The organism is Bartonella sp. bp_1 (genome assembly GCF_055808085.1).
Map to the genome: position 1 here is coordinate 277,773 of NZ_CM147851.1, position 14,987 is coordinate 292,759.

Annotated in this window: 14 protein-coding genes; 10 read left to right on the forward strand and 4 right to left on the reverse strand. The window is 46.6% G+C overall.

Translation table 11 applies throughout. The annotated features are described in order from the left end of the window. The first annotated feature begins 350 nt into the window (after nt 1–350). Both ACYZ97_RS01445 and ACYZ97_RS01450 read left to right on the forward strand, forming a co-directional pair. Nucleotides 351–1,913 carry a Ppx/GppA phosphatase family protein gene (locus ACYZ97_RS01445; RefSeq protein ID WP_473299691.1) on the forward strand — a complete coding sequence of 521 codons (1,563 nt, stop codon included), beginning with the start codon at nt 351–353 and terminating at the stop codon, nt 1,911–1,913. Beyond that, nucleotides 1,910–2,656 (forward strand): RlmE family RNA methyltransferase, encoded by a 747-nt coding sequence (locus tag ACYZ97_RS01450; RefSeq protein WP_473299693.1) that lies wholly within the window; start codon nt 1,910–1,912, stop codon nt 2,654–2,656. Before ACYZ97_RS01445 ends, ACYZ97_RS01450 begins: the two co-directional genes overlap by 4 nt. On the opposite strand, the gene rtcR is transcribed toward ACYZ97_RS01450, so the two are convergent. Next, nucleotides 2,610–4,214, reverse strand: a complete 1,605-nt coding sequence (gene rtcR, locus ACYZ97_RS01455) for an RNA repair transcriptional activator RtcR (RefSeq protein WP_473299694.1) — start codon at nt 4,212–4,214, stop codon at nt 2,610–2,612. The genes ACYZ97_RS01450 and rtcR overlap by 47 nt on opposite strands. A 220-nt stretch (nt 4,215–4,434) precedes the next feature. On the opposite strand from rtcR, the gene ACYZ97_RS01460 reads away from it, so the two are divergent. Both ACYZ97_RS01460 and ACYZ97_RS01465 read left to right on the forward strand, forming a co-directional pair. Further along, nucleotides 4,435–5,868, forward strand: a complete 1,434-nt coding sequence (locus ACYZ97_RS01460) for an RtcB family protein (protein WP_473299696.1) — start codon at nt 4,435–4,437, stop codon at nt 5,866–5,868. A gap of 116 nt (nt 5,869–5,984) precedes the next feature. Continuing rightward, nucleotides 5,985–6,941 carry a M28 family peptidase gene (locus ACYZ97_RS01465; RefSeq protein ID WP_473299698.1) on the forward strand — a complete coding sequence of 319 codons (957 nt, stop codon included), beginning with the start codon at nt 5,985–5,987 and terminating at the stop codon, nt 6,939–6,941. Here ACYZ97_RS01465 and ACYZ97_RS01470 read toward each other — a convergent pair. After that, on the reverse strand, nt 6,926–8,143 hold the full coding sequence (locus tag ACYZ97_RS01470) for a hypothetical protein (RefSeq protein ID WP_473299700.1): 1,218 nt from the start codon (nt 8,141–8,143) through the stop codon (nt 6,926–6,928). The genes ACYZ97_RS01465 and ACYZ97_RS01470 overlap by 16 nt on opposite strands. 65 nt (nt 8,144–8,208) lie before the next feature. On the opposite strand from ACYZ97_RS01470, the gene obgE reads away from it, so the two are divergent. Further along, a complete protein-coding gene (gene obgE / locus ACYZ97_RS01475) occupies nt 8,209–9,231 on the forward strand; it encodes a GTPase ObgE (RefSeq protein WP_473299701.1) in 1,023 nt (340 codons plus the stop codon). 2 nt (nt 9,232–9,233) lie between these two features. Continuing rightward, nucleotides 9,234–10,364 (forward strand): glutamate 5-kinase, encoded by a 1,131-nt coding sequence (gene proB, locus ACYZ97_RS01480; RefSeq protein ID WP_473300600.1) that lies wholly within the window; start codon nt 9,234–9,236, stop codon nt 10,362–10,364. A gap of 16 nt (nt 10,365–10,380) precedes the next feature. On the opposite strand, the gene ACYZ97_RS01485 is transcribed toward proB, so the two are convergent. After that, a complete protein-coding gene (locus tag ACYZ97_RS01485) occupies nt 10,381–11,058 on the reverse strand; it encodes a Ku protein (RefSeq protein WP_473299703.1) in 678 nt (225 codons plus the stop codon). Between the two features lie 289 nt (nt 11,059–11,347). Here ACYZ97_RS01485 and ACYZ97_RS01490 point away from each other — a divergent pair, with 289 nt between their 5' ends. The 4 genes from ACYZ97_RS01490 (at nt 11,348) to rlmH (ending at nt 14,242) form a co-directional block, all read left to right on the forward strand. Continuing rightward, nucleotides 11,348–12,622, forward strand: coding sequence for a glutamate-5-semialdehyde dehydrogenase (locus ACYZ97_RS01490; RefSeq protein ID WP_473299705.1), 1,275 nt, complete (start codon nt 11,348–11,350; stop codon nt 12,620–12,622). Continuing rightward, entirely contained in the window at nt 12,619–13,227 is a 609-nt protein-coding gene (locus tag ACYZ97_RS01495; protein WP_473299707.1) for a nicotinate-nucleotide adenylyltransferase, read from the forward strand. Before ACYZ97_RS01490 ends, ACYZ97_RS01495 begins: the two co-directional genes overlap by 4 nt. A gap of 145 nt (nt 13,228–13,372) precedes the next feature. Continuing rightward, nucleotides 13,373–13,759 (forward strand): ribosome silencing factor, encoded by a 387-nt coding sequence (gene rsfS / locus ACYZ97_RS01500; protein WP_473300601.1) that lies wholly within the window; start codon nt 13,373–13,375, stop codon nt 13,757–13,759. Continuing rightward, nucleotides 13,760–14,242: a 23S rRNA (pseudouridine(1915)-N(3))-methyltransferase RlmH gene (gene rlmH / locus ACYZ97_RS01505; protein ID WP_473299708.1), complete on the forward strand. Its 483-nt coding sequence runs from the start codon at nt 13,760–13,762 to the stop codon at nt 14,240–14,242. On the opposite strand, the gene ACYZ97_RS01510 is transcribed toward rlmH, so the two are convergent. Continuing rightward, nucleotides 14,230–14,823, reverse strand: coding sequence for a hypothetical protein (locus ACYZ97_RS01510; RefSeq protein ID WP_473299709.1), 594 nt, complete (start codon nt 14,821–14,823; stop codon nt 14,230–14,232). The genes rlmH and ACYZ97_RS01510 overlap by 13 nt on opposite strands. Nucleotides 14,824–14,987: the final 164 nt, after the last annotated feature.

Consider the following 14,987-nt stretch of genomic DNA (forward strand, 5'->3'; position numbering starts at 1 on the left):
ATGATTGGAAATCGTTGTCTTGATTAGAGCCTGAATTTAGCTACCATATGGAAAAATTTCAAATACTGATCACTCTCTGATAGGATATAGCCTATATAAGTTATTTTTTAAGTCTCTGTTATTCATAGTGTCTGGATTGTCATTTTAGGTCAGAAGTTTTTTATCCGCCCTATTGGTAAATTATAAATAGGCTGTTACATTAAGTACAACTGAAAAGTGTCTGCGCGCAAAAGCGCTTATGCGGCACGAGCGGCCAGAGTGAAACAGGCAACCGGTTTTATTTGATGGCTGTATGATTATGACACAGGCAGAGACCGGTTGCGGTTTGTCACTGTCCTGAAGGACAAAAAATGGACCCGTTGAATGGCAGCCCGAAAAGGGCGGGGCGGGATGCGGAGATCGGAAAGGCGGCAATAGCTTCTTCTGATCATGGTTCAGATGCCAAGGCCGATCATTCTACTTCCGGCTCGTCATCTGAAACGGTTGTGCCTCTGGATGTGGCACAATTTGCCTATATTGGCTCGCGTCCGGCAGAAAAAAAGAAAAGAGCACGGCGACGTAAAAAAAAGGGACATCGTACGGCGCCAGTCATGCAGGACGACGTCGCGGATGGTGCTGCTATCCACACTGCAGAGTCAACGCAAGACAACAAGGTCCCCTTGCGAAAGAAACGTCGTCGTCGGCGTAAAAAACCCTTTTTCTTGCAATCCCAACCTGCAAGGCAGGGAGGTGACGGTGCTGATTCCAAACTTAAAATAGCTCAGTTGGACAATGGCCATTTAAAAAAACATGATGTAGTTGGTCATGCCTCTCGTGCAAATCATGCCGCGCAGCATTTGTATCATGGTTCAAATGGTCCGCTTTATGCCGCGCTTGATTTGGGCACTAATAATTGTCGTCTGCTTATCGCAACGCCGACAAAACCGGGTTTTTTTCGTGTGGTTGACGCCTTTTCACGAATTGTCCGTCTGGGTGAGGGGTTGTCGACTTCTGGTCGGTTGAGCGATGATGCCATGGATCGTGCTGTTGAGGCCTTGAAGGTCTGTGCTGCAAAGCTAGCGCAAAAAAATATCAAGAGTAAGCGGCTGATTGCTACAGAAGCTTGCCGTTCGGCAAAAAATGGTGCTGCATTTATTGATCGTGTCTATCGTGAGACGGGCTTGAAATTGGAAGTTGTTGACCGGGAAACCGAGGCCCGTTTGGCAGTGTCAGGTTGTGGTACTTTGGTTGAGCGTCATACAGACGCTATTGTTCTTTTTGATATTGGCGGTGGTTCTTCCGAAATAGCTTTGATCGATATTTCTGCTAAAAGGTCTTCGCGTTTGGCTGAACATATAACCGCGTGGACTTCATTGCCGGTTGGGGTTGTATCGTTGGCTGAAAAGTTTGGCGGCGAAGATGTTTCCAATGATGACTTTGAAAAGATGAAAGCTTATGTACGGTCGTTGCTTGATAATTTTGCCGACCGTTATAAATTGGGTAAGCTGGTGGAAAGTCCACATTTTCATCTCTTGGGTACATCAGGTACTGTTACAACGCTTGCAGGTTTGCATCTTGATCTCGAGCGTTATGATCGTCGCCGTATTGACGGGGTCTGGTTGCAGTCGGGTGATGTCACACGCATGACGGAACGCCTCTTGTCGTGGAATTTGGAGCAACGTATGGCCAATCCATGTATTGGACGGGAAAGAGCAGATCTTGTTTTGGCTGGCTGCGCTATTTTGGAAGCAATCCGTGAGGTCTGGCCGTCTGAACGTTTGCGTGTGGCCGATCGCGGTCTGCGTGAAGGTATATTGACAGAGTTGATGTCTCGCGATGGTGTGTGGCGCAAGCGTCGCCGCTCGTTATATGGCGAAAGGCAACGGGATAAACAGAAGCAGAGCGATAATCGCAACGAAAGAGAACGCCTATGAAAAAGCCGACGAAAACAACAACAGGCGGGCGTGGAGGCAAAGGTTCGCATACACTGCACACACGGGTTAAAAAGAAAGCCGGTACGATCAAGGCTTCTTCTCGGCGTTGGCTTGAGCGCCATTTGAATGATCCTTATGTGCATCAGTCGAAAATTGACGGTTATCGTTCACGTGCGGCCTATAAGTTGATCGAGATCAACGATAAATATAATCTTTTGAAAAAGGGACAGAAGATTATTGATTTGGGAGCTGCTCCCGGTGGCTGGTCGCAGGTTGCTGCGGCCATTGTCGGTTCAACCGATGCGTATCCTTCTGTTGTGGGTATTGATTATTTGCATGTGGATCCACTGCCAGGTGTTATCATGCTGGAGATGGATTTTCTTGATGATGATGCGCCGGATAAATTGATGGAAGCCTTGGGCGTCAAACCTGATCTCGTCATTTCCGATATGGCAGCGCCGACAACGGGTCACCGTCAGACCGATCATATCCGCACCATCTATTTATGTGAGGTTGCAGCTGATTTTGCTATTTCGGTGTTAAAGCCGGGCGGACATTTTCTTGCCAAGACATTTCAGGGGGGGGCGGAAAACCAGTTGCTTACCACCTTGAAGCAGCACTTCAAGTCGGTCCATCATGTCAAGCCGCCGGCAAGCCGTTCTGAATCGGTCGAGCTCTATCTTTTGGCCCGTGACTTCAAGGGGCGTCGCTCAGATCATCAAAACGAAGATCAAAACGGCTGAGATATTTGCGCAGACGATCGGCATCATTACTACTTTTTTTAGAAAGGCGGGAAACTTTGAATATGCGCCGTCCGGCCTCCGAAATTGATGGCGATTTTACGCAGATATTGAGGACGTAGTCGAGCTGCACCAATTCGAATTGGTCATACTCCTCCATGCGGCTACCAAGAACTTTGCGGCATAATGCCAGCGGTATTGCTTCAAGACTGCCACCATGCCAGATAGAACACAAAGTTGAAATTTCTTCATTGACAATATCCAGATTGATACGGCCATTACTGCTTAATGTGGCCATCCGCATCAATGAGGCGGAAAGATCACGAAAATTGCCACGCCATAATGCCTCATCGCTCAGGGCAAAGTTGAGGTAATGGTGACGCGCTTCGGCGTTAAAGGTAATTGTGCGCCCTTCTTTTTCGCTATATTTTCTGAGTTCATACTCGATATTGGGTTCAATATCTTCGCGTCGTTTGCTTAATGAGGGTAGTTTGAAGTTCCACAAATTAAGGCGTGCCAATAGATCTTCGCGGAATGCCCCTTTTGTGACAGCCTCGTAAAGATTACGGTTTGTACCGGCAATCAGCAGAAAGTCGGCTGTCTCTTCCTTATCCGCACCAAGCGGCAGGAATTGCTTTTCCTCTAATGCGCGTAAAACCATGGCCTGTTCATCAAGACCAAGCTCGCCAATTTCATCAAGAAACAGCATGCCTTGATCAGCGTTTTTCATCAGTCCGCTACGTGCCGATTGTGCGCCGGTAAAAGCGCCTTTGACATGGCCAAAAAGTGTAGACATGGCATGATCGCCACGCAATGTGGCGCAATTGACTTCAATAAAATCACCGCTGATTTGTCGTTCTTTCTTTTTCAGCTCATAAATACGTCGTGCAAGCTGCGTCTTGCCAGCGCCTGTTGCGCCGGAAAGCAAGACCGGTGCTTTTGATCGGATTGCGACTTTTTCTATTCTGTCGATAAGCTGGTTGAAAGCAGGATTACGTGTTTCGATGCCGGACTTTAGAAAAGAGGTTGCTACACGCTTTTCCTCGGCGAAACGTGTGGCGATACTGTCATAGATTGAAAGGTCCAGATCGATAATGGAATGGCTGCCGCGGATATCTTTGGTGGGGTTGCGCGCTCTTGGCGGTGAAAGTTGCAGCAGGCGTCCCGGAATTGTACGCGCTTCGGTTAATAGGAACCAACAGATTTGCGCGACATGGGTGCCTGTTGTGATATTGACAAGGTAATCCTCCCGATCGGGATCAAAGTTATAGGCGCGGGCAAAATCATGCAATTGCGCATAGACTTCAGCAAAATCCCATGGATTGTCCATGTTGATAAGATGTTGTCGTACTTCCGTCGCCGGTGAGACCGTGGCGATATCTGCGGTGATGCATGCCGCTAATTTTTGGCTGTGGGTGTTATGTAATAATTCCAGCCGGTCGATAAACAGTCCATCTTGCTGGCATAGTGCCACTGTCGGTCGCCAGCGGCTCCAACGGTTGTCCTGCTGGCCAACATCAAGTGTCGTGCCAAGAATGGAAAAGGCAACGCGTCTATGCATGGTGTTTATCCAAAATTATAAATTACGATACTTATGTATACAATAACATTGTTCTTTAAGAAAGAGATATTAAAGCCTGAAGGAAGATTTATTTTTTATTATCCAATAAAATCAATTATATATAATATTATTTAATTTTATTTTTAAAAGTTGGCACGCTTTTTGCTTTTCTTTCTAGTGAAGCAAGTGCTTCGATAAAACAAGTATAAGGAAAAGAAAAATGTCAGCTTTTTTTGAAAAGCCAGTTTTAAGTGGTCAGGATCTGATCAATGCCGGAAAACAGCAAGGTAAATGGTTTGGTCCTGCTTTGGTTGCGGGAAATGCCTTGTTGGAACAAGGTCGGAGCTTTGATGAGGCGTTGACATGTGCGCTGGGCTTTGCGCCGCCGCCAACTATTCTTTTGGATGGCGTCGATACAAAACCACTCTATATCAATATTGACGCTGAAAATAATATCGAAGAAAAGAATGTGGCTTTTGTAACAGATTGTATGCGTCAATTATTGCGTACTCCGGTTGTTAAATCCGGTGCGATTATGCCTGATGCCTGTCCGACAGGTTCGGTTGGCACGATTCCTGTTGGTGGTGTTGCCGTTTCCGAGGCTATTCATCCGGGTATGCATTCTGCTGATATTTGCTGCTCAATGGCGATTTCTGTTTTGGGTGCTGTTGACCCTGCAGAAGCTTTGGATGCGGTTCATGCCAGTACGCATTTTGGTGGTGGCGGACGTGCGCGCGGTGGACAAATCAGACCGGCAGCCCATGTGATGGAAGCTTTTGAAGCCAATCCGTTTCTGAAAAATTTTACCAGTCTGGCTATCGAGCACTTTGCCACACAGGGTGACGGCAATCATTTTGCGTTTATCGGCATCTTGAAGTCGACTGGTGAAACGGCGCTTGTAACCCATCATGGATCGCGGGCACCCGGTGCACGTCTTTATGATCGTGGTATGAAGTTGGCTGAGCGTTATCGTCGTGAACTTTCACCTGAAACCTTGCCACAAAATGCTTGGATTCCAGCTGACACAGAAGACGGTGACCATTATTGGGCAGCTTTGCAGATTGTGCGAGAGTGGACGAAAGGCAACCATTTTGCCATTCATGATATGACAGCAGAAAGGCTTGGTGTGAAGGTAAAAGACCGTTTTTGGAATGAACATAACTTTGTGTTTCGTCGTTCTGACGGGTTATTTTATCATGCCAAGGGCGCAACGCCGGCTTTTGATGGTTGGGCTGATGATGCTTCGGGTCTTACACTGGTACCGATGAATATGGGTGAGCCGGTATTGGTTTTGAGAGGGAGCAATGCTGCGCACGGACTTGGCTTTGCACCGCATGGAGCAGGTCGTAATCTTTCGCGTACCCAGCATAAGCGTAATTTGGCAGGATTTACGGATGCCGAGATTTTTACCTCTGAAACTGCACATATTGATGCCCGTTTTTTTTCAGGTGTTATCGATGTTTCGGAGCTGCCAAGTGCCTATAAAAATGCTGCATCGGTACGTCGCCAGATCAGTCATTACGGTCTTGGCGAAGTGGTAGATGAGGTGCTGCCCTATGGCTGCATTATGGCTGGTGACTGGCAGGTTAATGCTCCGTGGCGTAAAAAGAAAGAGGCCAAACGTGCTGCAGCTGCTGCGCAACAGGAAGAATGAAGAAGAAAACGGGGGCAAGAGCTCCCGTTTTTTATTTAATGATTTGTGGGGAGCTTATTATTTTATTATTTGCTATATTAGAGACATTATAAGTTTTTTACGGCAGGTGGTTTGGGATGTTTCAAAGTTTGCAGTGTATTGTTTTGCGTCTTTTTAGCATGGGCATGATGATAGGGATACTGGCTATTCCAACCTATGCATCATCTGATGCTATTGCCCCGGTACCGATGAAGGAACATGTAAAAGCGCTGTCTGTTGCTTTTCATCCGCGTAATGCAGACAATCATGAAAAACTTGATGCTGCTGCCAATTACATCCAAAGCTTTTTAACAAAATACTCATCGCGTGTTGAGGAACAGGTCTTCGATTATAAAGGTAAACCCTATCGCAATCTGATTGCTCGTTTTGGACCAGAAGAGGGGCGGCAACTTATTATTGGTGCGCATTATGATAGTTTTGACAAAACTCATGGTGCAGATGATAATGCCAGTGGGGTAGCCGGTTTGCTGGAATTAGCACGGATGCTTTCTCAAAATCCGCCAAAACGCCCTATTGTTCTTGTTGCATATACATTGGAAGAACAGGCATTTGGTACCAATCATATGGGAAGCAGCCAGCATGCCAGAATGATCAAAAAGCAAGGTGTTGGAGTTGACTTGATGATCTCGCTTGAGATGATCGGTTATTATTCAGACAAAGCCGGTTCGCAGCGTTATCCTATCAAGGGCATGGAAAAGCTTTATGGTGATAAAGGAAATTTCATTGCCGTTATCAGCAATATGGATAATGTTGCGGTCACTGAAAAAGCTCGAGATTTAATGCGCAAGGTTTCCGGTTTGCGTGTAGAATCCTTGAATGCGCCGAATAAGATGCAGGGCATCGACTATTCTGATCATCGTGAGTATTGGAAAGAAGGCTATCCGGCACTGATGGTGACAGACACTGCCTTTTATCGAAATTCCAATTATCACAAGGCCAACCGTGATACATGGGATACGCTGAATTATGATAATATGGAAAAGGTTATTAAAGGTGTTTATCAGATCACATTGGATTTTCAATCCGAGACGTGAATGGCATCCTTTTCCCCTTCATTGATCGAATAGCTTTGTATTGATCCTTCAAAGATGTTTGCGGCTTGAAAGGGTGCGGCAAATGTGGCTTCATCGTCAAACAAGGGATAGAAGAATGTCGCATAATTGACACTGTCCCTAATGCCTTTGGACTTTAACTGCTGCAACGCATTATTATAAATAATCCGTTGCGCCTCATTCATCAGATCACGATAGGGCACAGGGCTTTTCACCCAATCGGTAATGTCGATTTTCTGAAACGCCTCATAGCTTTGTCGGTCGCCTTCCATGAGAAGCCCGAAGGTCGTTGCACGATAATCGTCTGATAGGAATGGAATAGACCGGGAATAATAGCTGGCATAGCGGAAGGATAGTCGCGGCCTTTTGCTATTATGAAAAGAGCCATTATATTGAAAGGTCTGGTCGTAAAGTTTTTTTTCCATATAAATGAAGTTGAAAGCGCCAGCACCATTTTCAACCATTTTTTGCTGCATGTGTTTCCGCAACTGCTCCAGCGTGCTTTCTTCGTTTGACAGGCTGTTTTTATGCGTTATCACTACGGGAAACTGGACATAGAGCCGGTAACGGCGGGGCTCTTTGTCAGGTTGTGGTGCCGCAGTCTCTTTGCCGTGTTCTTCATTGGTGTTTTTATAAAGGCCTTTTTCATATCGCTCAGTGAAAAGATCGTTCGAGTTACTAATGCCAGCCCGTATATCGCTATGATGCGCAGCTTTCCTGATAGCGGGCGGTATGACGAGTTCCGTCTCGTCGCCATATAATATACTGCGGATCAGCTTGCCATTGCGATAAAGGTGGATCAGGGCAAAAGGGCTGTCATAAAATATCGGGGCACGACCTTCTGCAAAAGCGTAGTGATTGAGCTTGATTTCTTGGCGATATTGTTTGAGCAATTCCTGATCATCGATAAAGCGATAAGATGATCCATATCGATCCGTTGGAAAGACGAGTGTATAGATATCTTTTTCAAAATCGGCATTGCCCAAGAGATAGTCGCTATAATCTATATGTTCAAGTGAAACACCGAACCAATACCATGTGTCCGGCTCATATTTTTCTGTGTCGGGATTATAAGTCACGTTCAGCCATGTTTCGGCTTTTTCTGCCATTGCCGGATTGAGTACGCCAATCATAAGAGCAATAATAATGATAGATGCTTTGAGGGAATGTACAATTCTTGTCATGTTGCAGTGGCGCTTTTGGCGACTTTACTATATGGAAGGACAAAATAGATATAAAGAGACTATAAATGAAATTTCTCGATCAGGCAAAAATTTATATACGTTCCGGTGATGGTGGGGCGGGTGCGGTTTCATTTAGGCGTGAGAAATTTCTTGAGTTCGGCGGGCCGGATGGTGGCGATGGTGGACGCGGTGGTGATGTCTGGGTCGAGGTTGTTGACGGTCTCAACACGCTGATCGATTATCGCTATCAACAGCATTTCAAGGCCAAGACTGGTATGCATGGCATGGGCCGTAATCGCACCGGCGCCAAGGGTGCCGATGTGGTTTTAAAAGTGCCGAGCGGGACGCAGGTTTTTGATGAAGATAATGAAACGCTGATTTGCGATTTGACGGAAAAAGGCCAGCGCTATCGTCTTGCCAAAGGCGGCAATGGCGGTTTTGGTAATCTGCATTTTACGACATCGACCAATCGTGCGCCACGCCGTGCCAATCCCGGTCTTGAAGGTGAAGAGCGTACATTGTGGTTACGATTAAAACTGATTGCCGATGGCGGTCTTGTCGGATTGCCCAATGCCGGTAAATCGACTTTTTTGGCATCGGTGACGGCTGCCAAGCCGAAAATTGCCGGTTATCCTTTCACTACATTGCATCCTAATCTAGGCGTTGCACGCATTGATGCGCGTGAATTTGTATTGGCCGATATTCCGGGACTGATTGAAGGTGCGCATGAAGGGGTCGGTATCGGAGACCGGTTTTTGGGACATGTGGAGCGTAATCGTGTCCTCTTGCATCTGGTTTCTGCCCAGGAGGAAAATGTTGCCAAAGCCTATAAGACGGTACGTGGTGAATTGGATGCTTATGGTCATGGCTTGCTGGATAAAACAGAAATTGTCGCGTTAAGTCAGATTGACACGCTGGATGATAAGGAACGTAAGAAAAAACAAAAGGCTCTGGAAAAAGCCGTTGGCAAGCCGGTCATGATGTTTTCTGCCGTCAGTCGCGAAGGGCTGGAAGATGTGCTGCGTGCTGTGGCAAAGGTTATTGAGGATGCACGTCGCAGTGAAGCGGGTGAAAATATCGAGGATTGATGATGGCCGCAGCATTAGCAAAGCTGAAAACCTATAAACGTATTGTTATCAAGATCGGCTCGGCTCTTCTTGTAGATCGTAATAGCGGTCTGAAAGCCGATTGGCTTAGAAGTCTGGTCGCTGATGTGGCAGCCTTGCGTCAACATGGTGTCGATATTCTTCTTGTCTCGTCCGGTTCGATCGCTTTGGGGCGCACCCTGTTGAAACTGCCGTCAGGTACGCTGAAATTGGAAGAAAGTCAGGCTTGTGCTGCAGTCGGACAGATCGAGCTTGCAAAGGCTTATGGTGATGCTTTGAGCGCCCATAATATCCGTACCGGCCAGATATTGCTGACTTTTTATGATACTGAAGACCGCCGTCGTTATCTCAATGCTCGTTTCACTATGAATACATTACTTGGTTTTGGTGCTGTGCCGGTTATCAATGAAAATGATACTGTGGCCACTGCTGAAATCCGCTTTGGTGATAATGACCGCTTGGCAGCGCGGGTTGCCACGATGATGAATGCCGATCTATTGGTTCTACTTTCCGACATTGACGGGCTATATACAGCGCCACCACATCTAGATCCCGATGCAAAATTCCTTCCCCATATTGATGCGATCACCCCTGAAATCGAGCAGATGGCGGGTGCTGCCGCTTCCGAGCTTTCACGTGGTGGAATGCGTACCAAGCTGGATGCCGGTAAGATTGCCAATGCAGCCGGTACTGCGATGATTATCACGTCGGGTGCGCGGCTTAATCCGCTGGCGGCCATTGATAAGGGCGAACGCGCCAGTTTTTTTGCGCCGAGCAACAAACCTGTCAATGCATGGAAGACATGGATATCCGGTCATCTTGAGCCATCCGGCAGTGTGATAGTCGATGAGGGGGCTGCACGGGCGCTTCGGGCAGGAAAGTCACTGTTGCCTGCCGGTGTCAAAGCTATTGAGGGCAATTTTCGTCGGGGTGATCTGGTGGAAGTACAAGACGTAACAGGTGTCGAGATTGCCCGTGGGGTTGTCGGTTATAATGCTGATGAAGCTGCACAAATTATCGGTAAGAAGACGGCCGAGATTGAAGATATGTTGGGCCATGAAATCCGTGTGGTCATGATCCATCGCAACGATATGGTCGTTCACGGCCTAAAATAGGCCGTAAAATTGTTGATCACACGCTAAAGCCGCTTTTATGGACTTTCTGCTCCCAATCGTCGGGGAAAGGTGGTTCGCGGCCATTGTTTTTGGCTCCGATTTCCTCTGACTGGATAAAGCGGAAAAGTGCATAAAGCTGTTCGGGATCAATATGATCGGTTGGATCGATCGATGTTTCTGTTGCGTTGACGCCGATATCGCTATGCAGTTCATTAAGTGTCCAGAGGCGCAAAATATCACCATGAGGCATGATGAGGACGGCTTGATCGCGATTGGCTAGTACAATGCGCCCGACAGCAATCTTGTTGGTCATCAGCAAGGCTTGGCGGATGGTGTTGAATAACAAGCGGACATGATGGGGATAGGGTAGAACATTATAGGGGGTCTCAAGCCATGATTCTTCCAGATCATCACTTTTCATGAAGGTTTCGATATGCAGCTGGTTTTCCATGGTTGCAGCATCAAGTGGTATAAAGCTCTCTTCATCATCAAGAAGGTTATAATGCCATGAGCGATAAGGCGTTTGTTGCTGTGAGAAGTTTTCTATATGGTTGCCGGCCAGACGTGGTTTCTGGGGCGTGCTTTGCCCTTCAAAGAGATCATCGTCAAGATCATCTGTATCCTGTACCAGATTGATACGACAATTCCATTGCGCAACCACGAGCCTTCCGGCCCAAATTTTTTGTGTATCCATTTTTGACCCCAACATGCCCCAATGTTTGGATTAATATCCTTGTTGCGATCGTTTACGGATAACCTTTAAAAAAGTATAAATTATTATTGGTGAGTTGCCTTAAAGCGTTGGAATAGCCAATCAAAATGCCAATATAGTTGATAAAGTGTATATAAAAAAGCCCTAATCTGTTACTTGTATGTTTGGGGTTTCTCCTTATTATAAGGTGCTTCTGGCTCGGAAGAGGCTTTTCCCATAAGCTGAGACTTATGGGAGTTTTTTACTGTGTCGGTACTATATTGGATAATAGATGAAAGCTATAGAAATGAACGATCTGCACGTTGCCATGCTGAAACTTGGTGAAAATGCCCGTCACGCCGCGGCTCGGTTGGCAATTGCACCGGCTTTGCAGAAGTCGCAGGCACTGGTGGCCATGGCAGATCGGATCATTGCAACGACACCGGATATTCTTGAAGCCAATCATCGTGATATCGAAACGGCAGAAGCGGCCGGTATGGGGACGGCTATGGTGGATCGTCTCTTACTGAATGAAAGCCGTATTATATCTATTGCGGAAAGTGTACGAATGATTGCTGATCTACCCGATCCTGTCGGTGCAGTGATATCGCAATGGGATCGGCCCAACGGGCTACATATCGAGCGGGTGCGCACACCCTTGGGCGTTATCGGTGTTATTTATGAAAGCCGTCCCAATGTGACAGCCGATGCTGGTGCATTATGTCTGAAAGCAGGAAACGCTGTCATCTTGCGTGGTGGTTCTGATAGTTTTCATTCATCCACAGCCTTGCATCAGGCTTTGCAAGCGGGGTTGAAAGCAGCCGGTTTGCCGGAAGAGGCCATTCAGCTTGTTGCGACGACTGATCGTGCGGCTGTTGGGGAAATGTTAAAAGGTCTGGGCGGCGCAATTGATGTTATTGTCCCACGGGGTGGTCGCTCATTGGTGGAGCGTGTGCAGCATGATGCCCGTGTACCTGTTTTTGCCCATCTAGAGGGGTTATGTCATATTTATATTGATCAATCGGCCGATGTCGATATGGCGTGCAAGATTGTGGTCAATGCCAAATTACGCCGCACCGGTGTATGTGGTGCAGCAGAAACATTGTTGATCGACCGTCATGCAGCACAAAAATTCTTGCCTGTCCTGCAGGAGCTGGAAAAAAATGGCTGTGAAATTCGTGCCACAGATGAGGTGAGAGCTTTTTTTCCGCAGGCAGCCCATGCGCATGAGAGCGATTGGTCAACAGAATATCTGGACACGATTATATCGGTCAGTCTGGTGGATGGTGTTGAGGGAGCGATTGATCATATCAATCGCTATTCTTCCCATCATACAGAAGCTGTAATTTCAGAAGATCCTGCCGTGGTTGAAGCTTTTTTCAATCATATTGATTCAGCTATTTTGTTGCATAATGCGTCGACACAGTTTGCAGATGGCGGCGAGTTTGGCTTTGGTGCCGAAATCGGCATTGCAACCGGCAAGATGCATGCGCGCGGCCCAATCGGTGTCGAGCAGTTGACGTCATTTAAATATCGCGTTCGTGGAACAGGGCAGATCAGACCTTGATCATTCGTGATACTTCACCGTTCCATGTTCCCCATGGCCCTGATGGTGCGCTTATCGGTCTGTTTGGCGGGTCGTTCAATCCGCCCCATAAAGGTCATGCGCTGGTCGCTTATACGGCAATTCGGCGATTGGGGCTTGATCAGTTATGGTGGATGGTGTCTCCCGGCAATCCGTTGAAAGACCATCGCGGTTTGCCTTCTGTTGAAGAGCGTATATCGGCAAGTCATATAGTGGTTGATCATCCGGCTATCCATATAACCGGCTTTGAAAAGACAATTGGCACACGAACATCAGTCGAGACAATCGCCTATCTTTTGCAGCATCGGCCAAAATTGCATTTTGTATGGGTTATGGGTGCTGATAGCCTTGCTAATTTCGATCACTGGCATGATTGGCAGGTCATCGCAGAGACATTACCGGTTGCCGTAATTGACCGACCCGGCGTGCTGCATGCGGCTTTATCATCAAAATTTGCAATCCGTTATCGGCATTATAGGTTGGATGCGCATAATGCTCCCTTGTTGGGACGTATGGCGGCACCTGCATGGGTTTATCTATATGGACCGCGTTCTGATCTTTCCTCAACAGCCTTGCGACAGAGGTAATGAAAATCGACTTGAAAAAAAACGTTTTTTCTGCAACTCTTAATAGAGTTCAGGCGTATTGGAGCAAAGTATTTCTGATAGAAAGGGTTATGATCTGAAAACCGCCTCACAACAAAAAGGCATTGCCAAAATTAAAAACAATGTCGTGTCTCATACATTTGATGATGCAGAAACTATTGCAGTCACCAATCAGTTCAACCTGATTCTTAATTCTCTTGATGATGCAAAAGCCGAAGGCGTTGTCCCGATTGATATTCGTGGCAAATCGTCGTTAGGGGATTATATGATTATTGCATCGGGGCGCTCACAACGTCATGTTGGTGCCGTCGCTGATCAGCTTTTGCGGGCCCTCAAAGATAGCGGTATTAAAAACCCGCGCATTGAAGGGCTTTCAGGTTGTGATTGGGTGCTGATTGATACAGGTGATGTTGTTATCCATCTCTTTCGGCCCGAAATCCGTGAATTCTATAATTTGGAAAAAATGTGGATGACACCGGAAGAAGCAGAGGCTCTGCGTGTGCGCAGCCACTAGATGAAAATTTCTGTTTTTACAATCGGGCGTATGAAAAAAGGTGCGGAAGCAGAACTTGTCGCCCGCTATTTTGACCGCTTCACAAAGTTGGCCCCATCGTTGGGGTTAAGTTTTGGCCGACTTGTCGAGATTAACGAGAGCCGTGCCACAAGTACTGAAAAACGTATGGAAGAAGAAGGTGCAAAGCTTTTGGAGCAGTTGGGAGAGGGGAACAAGCTGATTGTTCTAGATGAACGTGGAAAATCAATGACTTCGCCTAAGTTTAGTCATCTCATTGGTGATTGGCGCGATAATGGTATCAAGCATATTTGGATAGCTTTGGGTGGACCGGATGGTCACAGTGAAAAGGTGCGTGAACGTGCCGATCTACTCTTATCTTTTGGTGCGATGACATGGCCGCACCAAGTTGCCCGTATTCTATTGGCCGAGCAGCTCTATCGTGCCGCTACAATACTCAGCGGCCATCCTTATCATCGGGTTTGAATTTTTTCTTTTGGAATTGTCTGGCCGAGAAGCAAAGTAAATTCCTCGGCTGTTATTCCTTGCTCTATACCTAAAACATAAATGATCAGTTGGCGATCTTTAGGCAAGTACATGGTTTGAAAGCGTTCTTTTTTATCGAATGTTTGATTGAAATTTGTTTTGAAGAAAAAATTGATCTCCCATGCAAGCGAAATAAAAAGCCATGTCTTTTTTACCAGCACATATCGTTTAATTGCGTCTGCTGGGATAGGTTCTTTGAAGCCGGGGAGCCTAAGCGCATTTTCATAGATTGTTATAACCGGAATAGAACGTCTTTTGATTATGCGATAAAATTTATATATCAAATTTGCGCCGAACAAAATCATACACGGAGCATAGAGAAAGCGGTCGGTGGTTGTATCTATAAAGAAACTGACTGCGCCGCCTAATAATAAAATTAAGGCAAGCACGGTGAATATTGTGATTACCTTATTGCTGAAGTTGTTTCCTTCGTGAAGGACAATGCCACCTGAAGCGTTGTGACGTAACTGAATTTTGTCAGTTGTCGCGTTTTTCTTTTCGATAACAGGTTTTCTGGACATGTTCTGTTTTTGAGGTTCAATCAGATTAAATTTATCAGGCCGCTATTAGCACGGATATTGTCGATAGTCTATGGAGCGTGTGTGCAGGGCTTTGTATAGTTGCTAACGTCAACACTGCCTAGCCCATTGGCCAATGCTGTTTCCTTATTGGATGCGGATAGAAT